Genomic DNA, 20,006 nt, shown 5'->3' on the forward strand with positions numbered 1-20,006 from the left:
GACCGCGCGCCGGTGTGTGCTCAGTCGCCGGGAGCCACGCCGACGCGTCCGCGCCGCCGGGCGACGACGTAGAGCCCGATCACCACCGCCCAGGACAGCAGGCCGAGCCACAGCTGACTGCGCGCCCGCTGATCGAACGCCATCTGCACCAGCACCGCGGTGATCCCGGTCAGGGTGAGGATGGACAACACCGGGAAGAACCACATCTTCACCGTCAGCTTGTCCGCGGGCGTGCGGCGGCGCAGGACGATCTGCGACAGCGCGATCAGCCAGTAGACGAACAGGATGACCGCGCCAGATGAGTTGAGCAGGAACAGGAATACCGTGTGGGGCGCGACCCGCGCCATGATGACGCACCCGAATCCGACGGCCGACGAACACAGGATCGCGAGATGGGGGACGCCGCGGCCGCTCAGCCGGACCAACCGCATCGGCGCCTCCCCCCGATCGGCGAGGACGAACAGCATGCGCGACGCCGTGTACAGCCCGGAGTTCAAACACGACAGCACCGCGGTGAGCACGACCGCGTTCATCACCTGATCCGCTCCGGGCAACCCCATGTGCTTGAGCGCGGCCACATACGGCGAGCCGCCGAGTTGTCCCGAGTCCCACGGCAGGATCGCGACGAGCAGGAAGACCGAACCGACGAAGAAGATGCCGATGCGCACCACGATCGACCTGGTCGCCCTTTGGACCGCGAGCTCGGGGTCGCGGCTTTCCGCCGCCGCGACGGTGACGATCTCGGCGCCCACCATCGAGAAGATCACCACCACGATCGCGGCGAACACCGCGCCCACACCGTGAGGAAAGAACCCGCCGTGTGCGTGCAGGTTGGCCAGGCCCCCACGATGGCCCGGCACCAGGCCCAGGACGTACGCCGAGCCGACGGCGAGGAAGATCGCGATGCTCGCGACTTTGATTCCGGCGAACCAGAATTCGAACTCCCCGAACGACGTCACGGAGAAGAGGTTGGTCGCGGTCATCAACACCATCAAACCCAGCGACAACACCCAAAGCGGCGCGTGCAACCAGTAGGTGAGGACTTTACCGCCGGCGACCGCCTCGAAGCCCACCACGATCACCCAGAAGTACCAATACAGCCAGGCGACCGAAAACCCCGCCCATCGGCCCAGGGCGCGGGCCGCGTAGTCGGCGAACGATCCCGTCGACGGGTTCGCGGCCGCCATCTCGCCCAGCATCCGCATGACCAGGACGACGAGCAGGCCGCACAGGGCGTAGGTGAGGAATGCGGCCGGCCCGGTGTCCTTGATCACCACGCCCGATCCGACGAACAGGCCGGCACCGATCACGCCGCCGAGGGCGATCATGCTGAGTTGGCGCTGCGACAGCCCTTGGCGCAGTTGCGAAGTGCCAGCCACGACCAGCCACCCCCTGCGCGCATCCCGGTGTTGGTTATCAACCACAGCACATCGGGCGTCGCGACACCAGGTCCGCGCCCCTAAAGATACAAGTCGCGCTCGCGAATCAGCGCCGTGGCCACCACGCTAATGACCGCTGTCACAACCAAATACCCGCAGGCCAGCCACGGCGCGCCGCCGTGGGCCGCGATCAGCGCGGTCAGGATCATCGGGGTGACCCCGGAGGCATAGATCCCCGACACCTGGTAGACGAACGACAGCCCGGTGTAGCGGGTGCTCGTGGGATACAGGGCGGAATACAGCGTGCCCTGCGCCCCGTAGAACAGCGCGTGCACGACGCCGAAGACGATGATCATCGCCAGGCCGAACCACAGCAGCTTCTTGGTGCCGAACAGGGCGAAGGCGGGGAAGGCCGTCAGGCCGTAGCAGGCGATACCCACCAGGTACACCCGTCGCGCACCGAAGCACTCGGTCAATCGTCCCGAAATCGGCAGCAGCACAGCCATCAACAACGCGGCGACGGTCACGGCCACCAGGACCGACACCCGGTTCAGCCCCAACGCTCCCGTCGCGTAACTGATCGCGAACACGCCCCAGGTGTTGAAGGCCGAGCCTTCCGCCCAGCGCGACAGCAACCCGAGCAGCGTGTTGCGCCGCGCGCGGGGCTCGCGAACGATGTCCCGCAGCGGCACGGTGGACGCGGCCTGAAGGTCTTGCAGCTCCCGGAACGCGGGAGTCTCGTCGACCCGCAATCGCACCACGATGCCGATCACCACCAACAGCAGGCTCAGCAGGAATCCGATGCGCCAGCCGTATGCGAGGAATCGGTTCGGCCCCAACACAATCTGCAGATAAGCGAAGATGCCCGTACCCATGGCCAGTCCGAGCGCCAGCCCGACTTGTGGGACGGCACCATAGCGGCCGCGCCGGTCGTCGGGGCTGTGTTCGACGGCCAACAGCACCGCGCCGCCCCATTCGCCGCCGAGCGCGAAACCCTGCAGCACGCGCAGCACCAGCAGCAGTACTGGTGCCCACGCTCCGATCTGCGCGGCGGTCGGCAACAGCCCGATCAATGCCGTCGCGCCGCCCATGATGAGCATCGTCAAGGCCAGGCTGCGCTTGCGGCCGATCCGGTCACCGATGTGCCCGAACACCACGCCCCCGATGGGCCGCATGACGAACCCGACGGCGAAGGTGGCGAACGCCAATAGTGTTCCCACCAAGGAACTTTCATTCGGAAAGAACACCTTGTTGAAGACCAGCCCGGCCGCCGTGGCGTACAGGAAGAAGTCGTACCACTCAACCGTGGTCCCCAACAGGCTCGCCGCGACGACGATGCGCAACCGCCGACGCCGCTGATCGGATCGTTCGGCGACCGGACACGCGTCGGCCAGCCCGGCGGCGGGTGCCGATGCGGGCGACGTGGCGGCCATCGCCCTTAGTGCGCCGACGCGACCGCGAAGGGCGTCGCCCCGGCCGGATGCGACTGGCGGTTGGGGTGACGCCACAGGCCCATCCGCTCCAGAATCGGCAGCACGCCCTCACCGAACCAGTAGGCCTCCTCCAGATGCGGATATCCCGACAAGATGAAGTGGGTGATCCCCAAATTGGCGTATTCGGCCAGCCGTTCGGCGACCTCGGCGTGCGACCCGACCAGGGCGGTGCCCGCTCCCCCACGCACCAGGCCCACGCCGGCCCACAGGTTCGGCGCGATCAGCAACTTGCTGCTGTCGCCGCCGTGCAGCTCCCGCATCCGGCGCTGGCCCTCGGATTCGCTGCGCGCCAGGCTGTCCTGAACCCGTGCGATGTCCGCGGGGTCGATGGCGGCCAGCAACCGGTCGGCCTCCGCCCATGCCTGCGCGGACGTGTCACGGCTGATCACGTGAATCCGCAAGCCGTACCGCAGGATTCGTCCGGCGTCAACGGCCAGCCCACGGACCCAGTCCAACTTCTTGGCGACCGCGGTCAGCGGCTCGCCCCAGGTGAGATACACGTCGGATTGCTTGGCCGCCACCGGACCCGCGGCCGCCGACGACCCGCCGAAGAACACCGCCGGTATCGGATCGGGCGGGTTGTTCAGTTGCGCGCCTTCGACCCGGATGTGCTCCCCGGAAAAGGTCACCGGCTCCCTCGAGGTCCACAGCTGCCGCACCACGTGCAAGAACTCGGCGGTGCGGGCGTAGCGCGCCTCCTTGTCCAGGAAATCCCCGTAGGCGCGCTGCTCGTGCGGTTCGCCACCGGTGACGACGTTGAGCAGCAGGCGTCCCTCCGAGTGCCGCTGGAAGGTCCCGGCCATCTGGGCCGCCAGGGTGGGACTGAGCAGCCCGGGCCGAAACGCCACCAGAAATTTCAGGGTTTCGGTCGATTCGACCAGCATCGCCGTCGTCAACCACGCGTCCTCACACCACAATCCGGTGGGGGTGAGAACCGCTTCGAACCCGTTGTCTTCGGCGGCCGTACAGATCTGGTGCAGATACCGCAGCGTGGCGGGCCGGTCGCCGGACATCGGCGTTCCGTGCCCGCCCGCGACCAGATTCCGCGAATCGCCGTAGGTCGGTAGAAACCAATGAAACGCGAGACTCACGTCACAATCCTCTTTCGCCCCTGTGCACACCAAAGCTCCATCCTTCGCAATTCGCGGCCGTAGGGCGAGGGTTGAAACCTTCGAGATTGCATTCCCGGCGCGGGGGTCTGCCGCTGCGCCAGAAGGCAATACGATCGCAATGTTTCCGGTGGTGGCAAGCCTCGTCGCCACCGCTACGATGTGAGCCGGCGCCGCAACCCGTTGCGGAGGCGCAAACCCTCCGGGCCGTCCTTGTCGCCCGTAAAGATCACCGCATCGTGACCGAAAGGTCACGCCAGATCACACAATGCTTCCAATACGGCGTGGCTCGGCGGGTAATCCCCGCTGCGGGCGGCATCATTGCGATCATGCCTGACCTCACACGCCGGGCGGTGCTCCGGATGGGCGCCGGTGCCAGCCTCGGAGCCGCCGGCGTGTTCGCGTTCAGCTCGCTGCTGGCCGCGGAGACGTCGCAGGCCGCGACGCTGCCGCAAGCTCCCGCCCCGTTCGAGCCGCCGACGGCGGGCAGCGCCCTGCCGAACAGGCTGACCGGGTCGTTCGTGTCGGCCGCCCGTGGGGGCATCAAGACCAACTACGTGATCGCCATGCCGCCCGGCCAGAGCAAGATGCTGCGTCCGGTGATCGCGCTGCACGGTGTGGACGGCGACGCCAACCAGATGATCGACATGGGCGTGCCCGACGGGCTGGCCCGGCTGGCCAAGGAGGGCAAGCCGCCGTTCGCGGTCGTCGGCGTCGACGGCGGCAACACCTACTGGCACAAAAGGACTTCCGGCGAGGACTCCGGCGCGATGGTGCTCGACGAGCTGCTGCCCATGCTGTCCACGATGGGTTTCGACACGTCCCGCGTCGGCTTCATGGGGTGGTCGATGGGCGGGTACGGGGCGCTTCGTTTGGGTGCCAAGCTGGGCCCGTCCCGGACCGCCGGAATCTGCGCCATCAGCCCGGCCCTGTACACGTCGTACGCGACAAGCGCCCCGGGCGCATTCGACAGCAACGAGGACTTCGTGCAGAACAGCGTGATGGGTGTGCTGGCGCTGAATTCCATTCCGCTGCGCGTGGATTGCGGCAACTTCGACCGCTTCTATTTCGCCACAAAGCAATTCGTCTACCAGTTGAAGACGCCACCGGCGGGCAGCTTCTCGCTCGGCGGACACGACGTCGCCTACTGGCGCAGCCAACTACCCGGCGAACTGGCCTGGATGGCGACCTGAGCCAACGATGACACTTCGGGAGGAATCAGTCGCCGGCAGCCCACACCGCGTGGAGCGGCGGACTTCCCGAAGGGGATTCCGGCCCGACATCGAGGGGCTGCGCGCCGTCGCGGTGATCGCCGTCGTGCTCTACCACGCCGGCATCCCCGGGGTCAGCGGCGGCTACATCGGGGTGGACGTCTTCTTCGTCATCTCCGGCTTCCTCATCACCGGGCTGCTCTTCCGGGAGGCGGACGCCACGAATACCGTTGCGCTGGGCCGGTTTTACGGCGTGCGCGCCCGACGACTGCTGCCGGCCGCGGCCATCGTCGGCACCGTCACGGCCATCGCCGCCGCCGCGGTGCTGCCGCCGCTGCAGGCCCGCAGCGTGTTCCTCGACGGCATCGCCAGCGCCCTGTACGTCGGCAACTATCGGTTCGCCCTGCACGGCACCGACTACCTGACCACCGACGCGCCGTCGCCGTTCCAGCACTACTGGTCGCTGGGCGTCGAGGAGCAGTTCTACCTCGTGTGGCCGGTGCTGATCATCGCCACCGCGTGGTTGGTCCAGCGCGTCCCGTTCCTGCGCGGCGCGGTAAAGCGGGCGGCGCCGTACGCGGCGGTCCTCGCGGTGGTCGCCGCCGCGTCGTTGACGGCCGGCGCGCTGTGGACCCGGACGTCGCCGTCGTGGGCGTTCTTCTCGCTGCCGACCCGGGCCTGGGAACTGGCGGCCGGCGGCCTGGTGGCCCTGTCGCTCCAGCAGTGGCGGCGCCTGTCGCTGCTGACCGCGTCGATCGCCGGGTGGGGCGGCCTGGTGTTGATCGTGGCGACCTGCACCCAGCTGGGCGCCCACACCCCCTACCCCGGCGTCGAGGCGCTGCTGCCCGTGCTGGGCACCGCGCTGATCGTCGGCGGCGGAGCCGTCACCGGCGGGCTCGGGCCCGGCCGGCTGCTGTGCCGCCCAGCGATGCGCGCCATCGGCCGCATCTCCTACTCCTGGTACCTGTGGCACTGGCCGGTGCTGCTGCTGATGCCGGCGCTGCTCGGCGAGCCCGCCGGGCTGCCGGCCCGCCTGAGCGCGACGGCCGTCTCCGCCGGGCTGGCCGTCATCACCCTGCATCTGGTGGAAAACCCGGGCCGCTTCGCCGCGGCCCTGCGCCGCTCGGCGAAGGTCAGCCTGGCCGTGGCGGGCGGGGCCAGCGCCGCCACGGCGTGTGCATGCATGCTGCTGCTCAACGTGATCCCCGCGCCGGTGGGCCACGGCGTCGCGGCGCCCCGGGCCAACATCGTCGCGGCGCCCCCGGCGGGCGTCGCCGCCGTCAGCCCGCAGGAAGCGGCGGTCCGTCAGGCCTTCGACCAGGCGCGCGTCGTGCTCGCGGGGGCGGCCGGCCTGCGCGCCGTCCCATCGAACCTCGACCCCCCGCTGGACAAGGCGCCGGCCGACAAGGCCGCCGTGTTCGTCAACGGCTGCGTGCGGTCCTGGCGCGACGTCGGCCAAAGCGAATGCGCCACCGGCGATACCGCCTCGCCGACCACCGTGGCCCTGATCGGCGACTCGCACGCCGCCATGTGGAACCCGGCGTTCGAGCAGCTCGCCGAGCAGCGGCACTGGCGGCTGGAGACGCTGGCCAAGGTGACCTGCCCGCTGCAGGACCTGCACATCGTGAGCCCGTATCTGGGCCGCGAGTACACCGAATGCGAGCAGTGGCGCGCCGACATCATGGGCCGGATGAACGCCGAACACCCGCGCCTGGTCGTGCTGGACATGAGCCGACGCTACGGCGGGGACTTCGGCTTCACCTCCTACGATCCGGCGTGGATCGACACCCTGGGACGCACCGTGGCGCAATTGCGCGCCACCGGCGCCACCGTCCTGGTGCTGGGGCCCGGCGCCGATCCGCACTCGCCCGCCCCGAGCTGCCTGTCCGCCCACCTCGATGACGCAACCGCTTGTGCGCCAACACGATCCGTGGCCGTCAACGACGACGGGATCGCCGCCGAGCGCGCCGCGACCGTCGGAAGCGGCGGGCACTACGCCGACCTGACCGACCTGTTCTGCGCCCCGGACCGCTGCCCGCTGATCGTCGGCAACACCCTGGTGTTCCGCGACGACAACCATGTGACGACGCAGTACGCGCGGCTGCTGGCGCCGGTGATGGGTGTGCTGGTGGACCGCGCCGTGGCGGACGGGTGAACGGCGATGAACTTCTCGCGGCGGACGAACGTCAGATCAGTGAAGGGTTTTTGGAGGGTTTAGCTCATGTCTCCACTGCTGCTGGTCTGCATCGCGGTCGCCGCGCCCTTCGCCGGAGTCGGCCTGCTCCACCTGCAAGATCGCCTGGAGCGGTGGGACTACGAGCGCCACGCGGAGGACTAGGCGGCCCGTAGCAAAGGAACCTTGCGAGTAAATCCGCATGGCGTATGTCTGGTTCTACGCGTTTGCGCTGATGTTTTTACACCCCTGGCGCCCGCATGCTGGCTAACATGATCAGCATTGATCCGCCGGCCGACATGCCGCTGCTGAACTGGAGCGAGCAGATCGTGAGCGAGCTGCCCACTGGAACCGTGACGTTGCTGCTCGCCGACGTCGAAGGCTCCACGCGGTTGTGGGAAACCCAGTCCGAGACCATGACAACCGCGCTCGAGCAGCTCAACCACACCGTGAACGATCTGGTCGCCCACTACGGCGGCGTGCGGCCCGTCGAACAGGGCGAGGGCGACAGCTTCGTGGCCGCGTTCGCGCGCGCCAGCGACGCCGTCGCGTGCGCACTGAAGCTGCAGCTAACCGTGCAGCCGCCGATCCGCATCCGCATCGGCCTGCACACCGGGGAGATTCAATTGCGCGACGCCGGCAACTACGCCGGGCCCACCATCAATCGGACCGCGCGGTTGCGTGACCTCGCCCACGGCGGGCAGACCGTGCTGTCCGGCGCGACCGAGCCGTTGGTGATCGACCGGCTGCCGACCGACGCGTGGCTGACCGAGCTGGGTGAGCACCCGCTACGGGATCTGCCGCGGCCGGAACGGGTCGTCCAACTCAACCATCCCGGTCTGCGCAACGACTTCCCGCCGTTGCGCGTGGCGAATGACGGTGCCAGTTCCCGTCTTCCGAGCCAGTTGACCAGCTTCGTCGGGCGCGGCACCCAGATCAGTGACATCGGGCAGGCCCTGCGCGACAACAGGTTGGTGACCCTGACCGGCGCGGGTGGGGTGGGAAAGACGCGGTTGGCGGTGCAGGTCGCCGATGTGATAGCCGGGGAGTCCGCCTGCGGGGCTTGGTTTGTCGATCTCGCCCCGGTGACCAACCCCCTCGTCGTGCCCGTCACCGTGGCGCGCACTCTGGGTCTTCCCGACCAGCCGGGCCGCTCCACCATGGAAACGCTGTCGAGGTTCGTCCGCAATCGAAAGATGCTGCTGATCCTGGACAATTGCGAGCACCTGCTGGACGCCAGCGCGGCGCTGGCCGTGGCCCTGCTCGACGCGGGCCCGGATGTCACCGTGCTGGCGACCAGCCGGGAGCCGATCGGCATCGCCGGAGAGCTCACCTGGCGCGTGCCGTCGCTGTCGGTGGATGGCGAGGCCGTCGAGTTGTTTATCGACCGGGCCCGCCGTACACGGCCGGATTTCCGTCTGTCCGAGGACAATTCGGCCGCGATCGTTGAGATCTGCCGGCGCCTGGACGGCATGCCGCTGGCGATCGAGCTCGCCGCCGCGCGCACCCGCACGCTGTCGCTGACCCAGATCGTCGATGGTCTCCACCACAACTTCCGCCTGCTCGCCGGAGGCGCGCGCACCGCGGTCCGCCGTCAACAGACGCTGCGCGCCTCCATCGACTGGTCGCACGCCATGCTCACCGAGCCCGAACGCATCCTGTTTCGCCGCCTGGCCGTGTTCATGGGCGGCTTCGATCTCGATGCCGCCCACGCGGTGGGCGCCGACGCGGACGTGGAGCACTTTCAGCTCGTCGATCAGCTCGGACTGCTCGTCGACAAATCGCTGATCGTCACCGAGGAAGTCGACACGATGATGCGATACCGCCTATTGGAGACCGTCCGCCAGTACGGACTGGAAAAGCTTGCCGAATCGGGCGAGGCCGAGGCGGTGCGGACCCGTCACCGCGACCACTACACCGCGGCCGCCGCGACGCTGGAATCGCAGACCCGCGGCGACGGGACGCCGTTGGTCCCGTGGGGCGAGCTCGAGATGGACAACCTGCGGGCGGCGCACGCGTGGAGTTGTGACGCCGGTGAGTTCGGCCCTGCGCTGCAATTGGTTTCAGCGTTGCAGCGACTGTGGGTGACGCGCGGGCGGTTTCGGGAGGGCGTCGCGGGGTTCGAGGCCGTCTTCACCGACGAGCGGTACCGCGACGACGACGTCGCTCCCGAGACCTGGATACGCGCCGTTGCCGACGCCGGATTGCTGGCGGTCTGGTTCTCCGTCCCGGCCAGCCTGCAGCGGGCGGAAGAGGCGTTGGCCGCCGCCCGCGAAGTCGGCGACCGGACGCTCGTCGCGCACTGCCTAATGACCTGCGGCATGCTGGCCATCGGCAACCCCGAGTTGGCGGAACCGTATCTCGCCGACGGCGTACAACTGGCTCGCGCGTCGAAAGATGCTGCGGCGCTTTGTCACCTGCGCGCCTATCAGAGTTTCGCCGAGGGCGTCGCCGGAGACCCCATCGCTGCGCAGGCGGCCGGCGAGGAGGGACGAGACCTCGCCGACGAACTCGGTGACAGCTTCATGTCCCGGTACAGCCGGACGTTCCTTGGGACTGCGCTGGCAACACAGGGCAAGCTGGCCGAGGCGCTCTCTGTGGCCCGTTCGCTGGTCGAGGAGGCGCGGGCCGCCGGGGACCGACCGATGGAAACGTTCGGCCTGATCGTATTGGCGCAGGTGCTCGCGTTCACCGACCCCGCGGCGGCGAGCACGGCGGCCGAAGCCGCCCTGGAAGTCGGAGCCGCCTTGGGTGGATTCCACGAGGATTCGGCCTACGTATCCCTGGCCAATGCCGCGCTGGCCAGAGACGATGCCGTCGCCGCCAAACAGGCCTGCGACGCCGCCTTGCGGCACACCTACCCGCTGAAGGAGCTGTTGACCCGAAGCACGCTGCCGATGGCCGAGGCGGCCATGGGCTGTGGTGATCTCGTCGCTGCCCGTCGTTGGGCCGACGACACGGTCCAGACCGTTCCGGGCTGGCATCGGCTGATGGCGCTGATCGCGCGCGCCCGGGTCGCCGTCGCGCAGGGCGAGCCGCAGCAGGCCGACCGCGACCTGCACGACGCCCTCGAAGTCGCCGAGCGCACCGGCGGATACCTGCACCTCCCGGACACGCTCGAATGCCTCGCCGCGCTGGCCGCCGCCACCAACCCCGAGCACGCCGCGCGGCTTCTCGGGGCGGCCGAAGCCGTGCGGCAGCGCCACGCCGAGGTTCGCTTCAGGGTCTTTGATGCGGATTACGCTGCTTCACTGGCGGCCATACGTAAAGCATTGGGGCAAACAAACTTTGAATCCGCCTGGTCCGAAGGCATGGCGCTGTCCACCCCCGAGGCCATCGCGTACGCGCAGCGGGGTCGCGGCGCGCGCGGCCGGCCGGCCAGCGGATGGGAGTCACTCACGCCGACCGAGCGCGATGTCGTTCGGCTCGTCAGCGAAGGGTTGCCCAACAAGGACATTGCGACGCGCCTGTTCGTCTCACCACGCACCGTGCAGACCCACCTGACACACGTCTACGCCAAACTCGCCGTGTCGTCGCGGGTGCAACTCGCGCAGGAGGCGGCCCGTCACGTCGACAGCTGAGTACGGATCAGCGGCGCGATCTTGTCCGCCATGTACTGGTGCCCCGCGTCGTTCGGGTGCACGCCGTCGGGGCCGATCAGGTCGGGCCTGCCGACGAACCAGTGCTCGGCGATCGGGTCGATGAACGTCGCCCCGGCGGCCCCCGCCGCGCCGCCCAGGACGTCGCGAATCAGGAACATCGCTGGCGGAACGTCGGCGGTCGGCCACGGCGGACCGATCACCAGCAAGCGCGCGGCCGGCGCAAACCGGCGCGCCAGATCCAAAGCGGCGTGGGTCTTTTCGGTCAGCAGCAGGGGATCGATACCCTGGTCGTTGCGGGAGCCGAAGAACACCACCAGCGCGTCATCGGGGTGGACGGCCCTGGCGGTCAGGTCCTCGAAGGTGCTGCCGTGGTCGCCGGGCGCGGCGTAACCGGCGCGGCCCTCGGCCGCCACATCGGCCGAAACCCGCGAGCCCCGCGCACCGAGCGCCTGCCACGCGCGCGACGGCCACGACCGCGCGCCCAGGCCGCCCTCATCGGTACCGGTGGTGTACGAATCGCCGATGACTGCCAGGTGATTCAGCCGGAAGTCCAGCGTCAGCGTCGCGTAGGTGCGCACCTGCGGTGGGTATGCGATGCCCACGCCCCCCAGAAAACTCAACCCAATGAGAAAGGTGGCCAGACGACTCACTCATACCTCCACTGTCAACGGCATGGTCGGGTGCCGCCGTGTTCTCATCGAATATTGCCCGTGACTCGCGGCCGGGCGCAAAAGCAGCCATCACACCGCGCGGACCGAAATCGCTTCCAGCGGACGGTCGATCGGATGGGGCTTGCCGTTCGTCGACTCGCCAGGATCACTCCTCGCGTTCACGGCCCGGACGTCGACCATCTTGCGCATCCAGCGGCGGGCGGGCTCTTCGACGGCGTGATACAACACGATCGAAAGGACCACGGCAATCGCGAGCAGACCGATGACGTTCCATTTCCACGGATTGTCCTGCGTTGCGAGCTCGAATTGTTCCACGGCCCAACCCCAGGACGTGTGCACCAGCTCGTGAACCATGTACAGGCAGAACGAGATCTGACCGCCGTACACCATCACCCGCGTCGACAACATCCTCGGCAGGCTCCCCAAGCCGACGGCCAGCGAGATCACCAGCGGAACGAACAACACGTCGACGACGCCGCCGCTGTCGTTTTCCACCACCCCGGATATCGGGTGTGCGCCAAACCAATACAGGACGCCCACCATCGCGGCCAACAGAAGCAGCGAGATGTACCCCGCGACGCGGCGGCCGCGGTCGGTCAGCCGCAATCTGCGCACGGCGGCACAGGCCAGCGCGCCAGCGGTGAACTGCGTGACGATCCGCGGCAGCCAGCTCCACGGCGTGTAGAAGTGCCCGCTGGCCAGCAGCATCACCACCGGCGGCAACGACGCCGCGAATGCCAGCACCATGAGGCTGCGCGCCCGCGTCGCCTGCTTCATCCGCAACAACACCAACACCAGCAGGGCGAAAAGCACGTACGCCAGCCATTCGGCGCTGATCGACCAGGCCGGCCCATCCCAGCTCGAGTCGTCGAAGAACGGCACAAACCACAACTGCACCAACAGGATCTGCCGCACGTAGCTGACCGCGGTGAGCGAGGCGGCGTCCGGCGACGGCACGTGGCCCACGTGCAGGGTGAAGATCACCCACAGGGCGGCGAGGTGCAACGTGACCAGGTACACCGGCCATACCCGGGCCAGCCGCAGCCACAGGAAGTGCAGGGTGGCACGGGTCGACCAGGACCGTCCCATCCGGTCGAGGTAGTTGTACGTCAGCACGAAGCCGCTGAGGATGAAAAAGAGGTCGACGCCCTGGGCGCCACAGTTGAGGACGGGGGCCAGCGCGTCGCGGAAATCGGGCGACGCATCCCCGAGCATCGGCCGGAAGTGAAACAGCACCACCCAGAGCGCGGCGACAATACGGAGTCCCGTCAGGGCCTTGATTTCGCCCCGGATCTCTCCGCCCCGCACGCTGCTCTTCCCGTCTGGATCCTGCCGTTCCGTTCTCCTGCTATCGGCTGAGCGGGCGATCTCGCCATTTCGCAAGCCCCCCCGACTAGCAACCGGCAGCCATGGCAGCCTAGCAGCGCAATCGCCGACATGCGGGGACGGTTGTGGTGTGGCACACGGCCTTCAGGGCCGCCCGGAATGCGCGACGTCGATTATGGAGGTTTGCTCGCCGCGAAATCGCATTTTGCTTCTTAGCAAAGCGTTAGGCGCGGCTACCGGTGTCCTTAGGCTTGCGGCCTAGCGTTTAAGGCAGCTTTGGTGAGCGGGGAGGCGCGCCCCAAGGCCAGCGCGAGCGACACGGAGAGTGAGGGGTCCTCATGACGATCGCAGGCACCGGGAGTCGCCACGACAACTGCGTCTTTGAGTGCGATGGCGCTCAGGTGCGGGCGCACTACCGCCACTTGGCGACAGTGGTGCATATCCGCGGCGAAATCGACGACGCCAATGTCGACCGCGTCAGTCGCCACATTCGGCGTTTCACGCTCGGGGAAAACCCTGTGGTGCTCGATGTCGCCGATGTCGGTCAATTTGCTGAGGCCGGTATTTCGCTCTTGTATGCGTTCGATGCCGATTGTCGGGCCGCCGGTGTGGATTGGACGCTGGTGGCCAGCTCGGCGGTCATCGCGGTGCTCGAGGACACCGATCATGACGCCAATTTCCCGCTGATGCGCTCCGTTCAGGAGGCACTGCGCGACCGGGCCGACGCCATCAGGGTCCGCCGCACGATGGCGTTGCCGCTGGTCAGGAAGACGTCGTAGCGCCGGAGCGGGCACGCCGCAGCCTGGCCGCGCCGACGACCACCAGCACGCCGGCGCTCGTCAACAGCACGAGTGTCAGAAGCAACAGCTGCGGGTCATAGACCACCGACGTCGTAAAGGGCTGCCCCTCCGCGATGGGCGCGACGGCCACCGTGTGATGCGAGCGCGTCCAGCTATATCCCGAGCCCGCGAGGGCGGCGACCGCCACGGCGAGCTCGACCAGCGCTCGGTAGCTGGCGATCATTGCGCGGGCCCGGCCTGATCGCCGGCGGGGTCGTCCGGATCGCCGTCGATGACGTCGGTGCCGGTGGGCTCCACCCGCTCTTGGACCAGCGGAGTCAGGGCCGCCCGCAGCTGGCGATGACGGCGCGCCCACGCCTGGGCGGTGCGGCCGTTGGTGAGCTTGAGGCCGATGCCGATCCGTCCGCGCGGCACCCCGACCAACTCGCCGAGCGCCCGCGCCGACTGCCAGCGCGCCAGCTCCTTGCCGGAGGCTTCGTGGTTCTCGGGCTCGGGATAAACCCTGACGATCTCGCGGACCAAGATGGTCTCGGTGCCTTGGCGCAGGGCGTCTTCGGTCAGCTCGACCGAGACGTGGATCCGCGCCGCCTTCACCTGCAACCCCACGAACGCCGACACCAGGACGAAGAAGATCGCGGGGACCACGAGCGACACCTTGGCACCGCTCCAGATTTCGATCAGGACCATGGCCGCCGCCGAGGCCGGGCCGCACGCCACCCACCACCAGGTGGCGCCGGGTTCGTAGAACAACGGCTTCGGTTGGGTATCGCTTCTGGTCGTCTCTGATGTCAACGCAAGCCCCGTCTCACGAAAGCCACCCTGCCGCATCCGCGGCCCAATAGGTGAGAACGATATCGGCTCCGGCGCGCCGGATGCTCGTCAATGATTCCAGCGCCGCCGCGCGCTCGTCGATCCAATTGTTCGCGGCCGCAGCGCAAATCATCGCGTACTCCCCCGACACCTGATAGGCGGCCACCGGCACCGGCGAAATCGAGGCCGCCGCCGACACAACGTCCAGATAACCCATCGCCGGCTTCACCATCACGATGTCGGCGCCCTCGTCCAGATCGAGCTGGATCTCGCGGAGCGCCTCGCGGGAATTGCCCGCCTCCTGCTGATAGGTGCGCCGGTCGCCGGAGAGGCTGGAACTGACCGCTTCGCGGAACGGGCTGTAGAACGCCGATGCGAACTTGGCGGCGTAGGCGAGGATCGCCACGTCGGTATGGCCGGCCGCGTCCAGCCCGTCGCGAATCGCGCCCACCTGACCGTCCATCATCCCGCTCGGACCTACCACGTGCGCGCCCGATTCCGCTTGCGCCACAGCGAGTTTCACATATCGGGCCACGGTCGCGTCGTTGTCGACCCGACCGCGGTCGTCGAGGACGCCGCAGTGGCCGTGATCGGTGAACTCGTCCAGGCAGGTGTCGGCCATCAGCACGGTGGCCTCGCCGAGGTCCTTGGCCAGGTCGCGCAGGGCGACGTTGAGGATGCCGTCGGGATCGGTGCCGGCCGACCCCACCGCGTCCTTGTCCTCATCACGCGGCACACCGAACAGCATCAGCCCGCCCACCCCGGCGGCGACGGCGCTGGCGGCGGCGCCGCGCAACGAATCGCGGGTGTGTTGGACCACCCCCGGCATCGAGGCGATCGGCCGGGGTTCGTCGATGCCGTCGGCGACGAACATCGGCAGCACCAAATGCCTTGGCTCCAGCGACGTTTGCGCGACCAATCGGCGCAACGCCGGGGTTGAGCGGAGCCGACGCGGACGCTGCCGCGGGTAGGACACTAGCGCCTGCGGCTCTTTTTGCGCGGCGGTGGCAGCGCGCCCTCGGCGCGCAACCGCGCGGCGTGTTCGGCCAAAGCGTCGACCAGCGGACCAACCGCGGCGGTCTCGGGCTGGACATCGACCCGCAGACCGAACTCGGCGGCGGTCTCGGCGGTCTTGGGGCCGATGCAGGCGATGATCGTCCGCGCGTGCGGCTTGCCGGCGATACCGACCAGGTTGCGCACCGTCGAGCTGGACGTGAAGCACACCGCGTCGAACCCGCCGGTCTTGATCATTTCCCGCGTCTCCGCCGGCGGCGGCGCGGCCCGCACCGTCCGGTAGGCGGTGACATCCTCGATCTCCCAACCACGTTCGCGCAGGCCCTCGGCCAGCGTCTCGGTGGCGATGTCGGCCCGCGGCAGCAAGACCCGGTTCACCGGATCGAAAACGCTGTCGTAGGGCGGGAAGTCGTCGAGCAGACCCAGCGAGGACTGCTCACCGGCCGGCACTAGCTCGGGGCTGATCCCGAACGCCCGGACCCGGTCGGCGGTCGACTCGCCCACGCATGCGATCTTCACTCCGGAGAACGCGCGCGCGTCCAGCCCGAACTCGCCGAACTTCTCCCACACCGCACGCACCGCGTTGGTGGAGGTGAACACCACCCACTGGAAGCGGCCGTCGACCAATCCCTTGACGGCCCGTTCCATCTGCGCGGGGCTGCGTGGCGGCTCGACGGCGATGGTCGGCACCTCGATCGGCAGCGCGCCGTAGGACGTCAGCCGCTCGCTCATTTCGCCGGCCTGGTCCTTGGTGCGGGGCACCAGCACGGTCCAGCCGTACAGGGCGCGGCTCTCCCACCAGTTCAGCTTCGCCCGGCTCGACACCGTCTTGCCGATGGTCACCACCAGCGGACCGGTCAGGGGGCCCGCCGGGTCGGTTCCACCCAGCACGGCCGAGTCGGTCAGGCCGTGCAGCGTCGTCTCGATGGAACGCTGCTGGCAGGTGGTGCCCTGCGCGGTCACCACGCACGGCGTGTTCTCGGCGAGCTCGTGTTCGATCAGGGTGCGCGCCGCGTCGGCCAGATGCGACGACGTGGCCTGCAGGATCAGCGGCCCCGGCGCCGCGGCCAAAGCCTCCCAATCCACATTGGGGTCGCGCACGTCGGCCACCGTGTGGGAGGAGCCCAGCGGCAGCCCCGCGTACGTCGGGACGGCGTTGGTGGGCGCCAGCCCCGGCACGATCTCGATGTGCAGGTGGCTCCGCGCGATGGCGTTGACCTCGGTGATGACGGCGTCGACCGTCAGCGGGTCACCGGCCACCAGGCGGACCACGTCGACGCCCGTCCGCGCCTCGTGGGTCAGGGTCTTGGCCACCTCGGCGGGGTCACCCAGCGCCGGGCGGATGTCGGGGCCACCGGAGATCACCGCGGGCTGCGTCTGGCCCTGGTCGGCGCCGTCGCCGCTGGAGGCGGCCGGGTCGGCCGGGGCCGGGCCGGAAACCGGCGGCAGGTCTTTGCCGATCAGCGCCAGCACCGGCTCGGGCACGTCAGGGTCGGTGAACACCAGAGCGGCGTTCGTCAGCACCGCCGCGGCCCGGGTCGTCAACAGTCCCGGGTCACCGGGGCCGGAGCCCACGTACGTGATGCGGCCGGGTGTCGGCTTACGCCCTCGCGTCGTCATTGTCGCTCCCACGTAACTCGCATTTAATTTCCTCGCGTCGGGTCTTGCCGCGCTCCGCGCATCAGCTCCCGGGCGCCAAGTTCGAACAGCTCCGCGGCGACCGAAAGCCCAAGCTCTCGTGCTCGACCGGGAGTGCCGATGCCGGACGCGCGGATCACGTCGGACCCGTCCAGCGCCGCCACGCAGCCACGCAGCGACAGCTCTTCGAAGATCCGGCCTTCCTCATCGATGGACTCGACCACTTCAGCGATCGCGCCCACCGGTGCGGAGCAGCCGGCCTCCAGTTCGGCCAACAGAGTTCGCTCCGCGGTGACCGACGCGCGCGTGTCCGCGTCGTCCAGCTCCGCCAGCACCGCCGCCAACCGGGTGTCATCGGCACGGCATTCGACGGCGAGCGCGCCCTGAGCCGGTGCTGGCAACATCTGCACCGGCTCTAGCGTCTCGGTGACGTCATCGAGGCGACCGAGTCGGGCCAGACCCGCCCGGGCCACCACGATCGCGTCAAGATCACCACTGCTTACCCTGTTCAACCTGGTATCTAGGTTGCCTCGTAGGGGGCGGATTTCCAAACCGAGACCCAATGCTCTAAGCTGCGCGGCCCTCCGCGGCGAGGAGGTACCCACCAGCGAACCCGGTGGCAACTCCCCCAGCACCAGTCCGTCCCGGGCTACCACCGCGTCACGCGGGTCGTTGCGCACGGGTATGGCGGCCACAGCAAACCTCGGGTCGTCGGCCGTCGGCAGGTCCTTGTGGGAGTGCACCGCGGCGTCCACGCGGCCCTCTTCCATGGCCTCGCGCAGCGCGGTGGTGAAGACACCCACCCCCAAGGATTCGATGGGGCCCGACGACCGGTCCCCGGCCGTGGTGATGGTCACCAGCTCCGCCGGGTGACCCAGCGCGATGAGGGCGTCTCTGACGACGCCGGCCTGGGTGGTGGCCAGCAGGCTGCCCCGCGTGCCTATCCGGATCACGTTCGCCAATCGGCTACTCGGCAGGTTGCTGCGGGGGGCCCGCGTCGAAACCGTTTGCGATGACTGGCAATTCGCCCGCGGCCACGGCGTCGACGGCGGTCTGGTCGAGTTCGAAAAGCTCGCGCAACGCCTCGGCGTAGCTGTCGCCGCCGGGGGCGCTGGCGAGCTGCTTGATGCGCACCGTGGGGGCGTGCAGCAGCTTGTCCACCACCCGCCGCACAGTGCGGGCGACCTCTTCGCGCTGCGCGCTGGCGAGCCCGGGGAGCCGGTTGTCCAGGCGCAGCAGCTCGGCTTCGACCACATCGGCGGCGCGCTGGCGCAGCGCCGTCACCGTCGGGGTGACCTCGGCCATCCGCTGGCCGGCCAGGTAGGCGGCAACTTCGGTGGCCACGATGGTGCGGGCCGCGTCGACGTCGGCCGCCGCGGCGTGGGCCGAGGGCTCGTGCTGCACGCGGTCCACGTCGACGACCCACACACCGGGCAGACCGGCCACCGCCGGGTCGACGTCGCGCGGCATGCCCAGGTCGCAGATCACCAGCGGGTCCGTAGCTTCGTCCCGGTTCGCGGCCGCGAGCGCGTGGTGCACGTCGGCCAGCGAGACCACCGGGCTCACCGCCCCGGTACAGCTGACCACCACGTCGGCACCCGCCAGGACGTCGGTCAGCCGCTCCAATGGCAGCGCGTCGGCCCGCACACCGGTTTCGCGGATCTTGCGGACCAGGCGCTGCGCCCGGGACAGCGACCGGTTGAGTACGTGGACCTGGGTGATACCGGCGCGAGACAGATGCGCCGCGGCCAGGGCGCCCATCGCCCCGGCGCCGACCAGCACGGCGGTCCGGCCCGACAGACCGCCCAGCCGGCGTTCGGCCATGTTCAGGGCAACCGACACCACGGAGGCGCCGGCGGCGTCGATGGCGGTCTCGGAATGCACCCGCTTGCCGACCGAGAGCGCGCGTTGGGCCAGCTCGTGCAGGACGCGGCCGACGGTGCGATTGGTCTCGGCGGTGGCGTACGCGCGGCGCACCTGACCGAGCACCTGCTGCTCTCCGATCACCGCCGAATCCAGGCCGCTGGCTACCGCGAACAGATGCTCGACGGCGGCCTCGCTGTACCGGACGTAGGCGTATTTGGTGAGGTCGGTCATCGACATCCCGGAATGCTCCGAGAGCACCTGTCCGATCACCGCGAGCCCGCCGTGGAACGCATCCACCACCGCATAGACCTCGACCCGGTTGCATGTCGACAGCACCATCGCCTCGGTCACCAGCGGCGACTGCAGCACCCGGTCGACGATCTTGCCTTGATCGGACTCGTCGATGCTGAGTTGTTCCAGGACGGAGACCGGCGCACTGCGGTGCGAAACCCCGAAGAGCAAGACGCTCACGGCAGCATCACCTGGCCAGCTCCCTTGCATCTCCCAGTAACTGAACTGCTGTCCACGGTAAACGTTTATCAGCTGGGCTACCAAATAATTGCCCCGCGGCCACCCGGCCGCCTCGTCAGCGGGCGAGATCCGCGCGCAGCCGGGGCTCGTCGAGCTCCCAGTAACTGTGTTCGCGCCCGTCGAGCAGGACCACCGGCAGCCGGTCACCGAACTCGGCGCGCAGCGCGGGGTCGCCGTCCGCGGCCGCGGCGTCGACGTCGGTCGTCGACAGATCGAAGCCCAGCTCACCGGCCAAAACGACCAGCCGGGCGTGGATGCGCTCGCAGATGGTGCACCCGTCGCGGGTCAACAACTCCACCTGCGGGCGGCCGGTCGCTCGGGTCATGGGAATCAGTGTGTCATCAGCGACTTGTGGGGGCGTCTACCAGGAGTTATGTTCCGGC

At 68.8% G+C, this 20,006-nt stretch carries 16 protein-coding genes; 4 read left to right on the forward strand and 12 right to left on the reverse strand.

The genetic code is table 11. From position 1 onward, the window contains the following. Positions 1-20 precede the first annotated feature (20 nt). The 3 genes from W7S_RS22635 to W7S_RS22645 form a co-directional block, all read right to left on the reverse strand. Complete coding sequence (locus W7S_RS22635) at positions 21-1,379, reverse strand: amino acid permease (protein WP_014712423.1); 1,359 nt, start codon at positions 1,377-1,379, stop codon at positions 21-23. Positions 1,380-1,459: 80 nt separating this feature from the next. Beyond that, entirely contained in the window at positions 1,460-2,812 is a 1,353-nt protein-coding gene (locus tag W7S_RS22640; RefSeq protein WP_008261114.1) for an MFS transporter, read from the reverse strand. A gap of 5 nt (positions 2,813-2,817) precedes the next feature. Next, positions 2,818-3,963 (reverse strand): LLM class flavin-dependent oxidoreductase, encoded by a 1,146-nt coding sequence (locus tag W7S_RS22645; protein WP_008261116.1) that lies wholly within the window; start codon positions 3,961-3,963, stop codon positions 2,818-2,820. Between the two features lie 347 nt (positions 3,964-4,310). On the opposite strand from W7S_RS22645, the gene W7S_RS22650 reads away from it, so the two are divergent. From W7S_RS22650 to W7S_RS22660, 3 genes are all read left to right on the forward strand, one after another. After that, on the forward strand, positions 4,311-5,174 hold the full coding sequence (locus tag W7S_RS22650; RefSeq protein ID WP_193375012.1) for an esterase family protein: 864 nt from the start codon (positions 4,311-4,313) through the stop codon (positions 5,172-5,174). 49 nt (positions 5,175-5,223) lie between these two features. Further along, the gene (locus W7S_RS22655; protein WP_008261120.1) at positions 5,224-7,347 is read left to right on the forward strand and encodes an acyltransferase family protein; all 2,124 of its coding nucleotides are present in this window, start codon (positions 5,224-5,226) and stop codon (positions 7,345-7,347) included. 278 nt (positions 7,348-7,625) lie between these two features. Then, positions 7,626-10,946, forward strand: coding sequence for a LuxR C-terminal-related transcriptional regulator (locus tag W7S_RS22660; RefSeq protein ID WP_014712424.1), 3,321 nt, complete (start codon positions 7,626-7,628; stop codon positions 10,944-10,946). On the opposite strand, the gene W7S_RS22665 is transcribed toward W7S_RS22660, so the two are convergent. Then, on the reverse strand, positions 10,931-11,617 hold the full coding sequence (locus W7S_RS22665) for a GDSL lipase (RefSeq protein ID WP_036453986.1): 687 nt from the start codon (positions 11,615-11,617) through the stop codon (positions 10,931-10,933). The two genes, W7S_RS22660 and W7S_RS22665, sit on opposite strands and share 16 nt — an antisense overlap. A 90-nt stretch (positions 11,618-11,707) precedes the next feature. Further along, the gene (locus W7S_RS22670; RefSeq protein ID WP_014712426.1) at positions 11,708-12,946 is read right to left on the reverse strand and encodes an acyltransferase; all 1,239 of its coding nucleotides are present in this window, start codon (positions 12,944-12,946) and stop codon (positions 11,708-11,710) included. A gap of 356 nt (positions 12,947-13,302) precedes the next feature. On the opposite strand from W7S_RS22670, the gene W7S_RS22675 reads away from it, so the two are divergent. Then, positions 13,303-13,743, forward strand: coding sequence for an STAS domain-containing protein (locus W7S_RS22675; RefSeq protein WP_014712427.1), 441 nt, complete (start codon positions 13,303-13,305; stop codon positions 13,741-13,743). On the opposite strand, the gene W7S_RS22680 is transcribed toward W7S_RS22675, so the two are convergent. The 7 genes from W7S_RS22680 to W7S_RS22710 all read right to left on the reverse strand — a co-directional run bounded on the left by W7S_RS22680 (position 13,727) and on the right by W7S_RS22710 (position 19,948). Next, positions 13,727-13,987 (reverse strand): hypothetical protein, encoded by a 261-nt coding sequence (locus tag W7S_RS22680; protein WP_008261140.1) that lies wholly within the window; start codon positions 13,985-13,987, stop codon positions 13,727-13,729. The two genes, W7S_RS22675 and W7S_RS22680, sit on opposite strands and share 17 nt — an antisense overlap. Beyond that, the gene (locus tag W7S_RS22685; protein ID WP_008261142.1) at positions 13,984-14,514 is read right to left on the reverse strand and encodes a DUF3093 family protein; all 531 of its coding nucleotides are present in this window, start codon (positions 14,512-14,514) and stop codon (positions 13,984-13,986) included. The genes W7S_RS22680 and W7S_RS22685 overlap by 4 nt, the downstream gene beginning before the upstream one ends. 55 nt (positions 14,515-14,569) lie before the next feature. Then, positions 14,570-15,550, reverse strand: coding sequence for a porphobilinogen synthase (hemB, locus tag W7S_RS22690; RefSeq protein WP_014712428.1), 981 nt, complete (start codon positions 15,548-15,550; stop codon positions 14,570-14,572). Next, the gene (locus W7S_RS22695) at positions 15,550-17,208 is read right to left on the reverse strand and encodes a uroporphyrinogen-III synthase (RefSeq protein WP_014712429.1); all 1,659 of its coding nucleotides are present in this window, start codon (positions 17,206-17,208) and stop codon (positions 15,550-15,552) included. The genes hemB and W7S_RS22695 overlap by 1 nt, the downstream gene beginning before the upstream one ends. Before the next feature lie 23 nt (positions 17,209-17,231). Beyond that, positions 17,232-18,179, reverse strand: coding sequence for a hydroxymethylbilane synthase (gene hemC, locus W7S_RS22700; RefSeq protein WP_014712430.1), 948 nt, complete (start codon positions 18,177-18,179; stop codon positions 17,232-17,234). Between the two features lie 13 nt (positions 18,180-18,192). Further along, positions 18,193-19,563: a glutamyl-tRNA reductase gene (locus tag W7S_RS22705; RefSeq protein WP_014712431.1), complete on the reverse strand. Its 1,371-nt coding sequence runs from the start codon at positions 19,561-19,563 to the stop codon at positions 18,193-18,195. Positions 19,564-19,678: 115 nt separating this feature from the next. Next, positions 19,679-19,948: a glutaredoxin family protein gene (locus tag W7S_RS22710; protein WP_014712432.1), complete on the reverse strand. Its 270-nt coding sequence runs from the start codon at positions 19,946-19,948 to the stop codon at positions 19,679-19,681. Between the last annotated feature and the right edge of the window lie 58 nt (positions 19,949-20,006).

The organism is Mycobacterium sp. MOTT36Y (assembly GCF_000262165.1).
In the GTDB taxonomy this organism is placed as follows: Bacteria; Actinomycetota; Actinomycetes; order Mycobacteriales; family Mycobacteriaceae; genus Mycobacterium; species Mycobacterium intracellulare.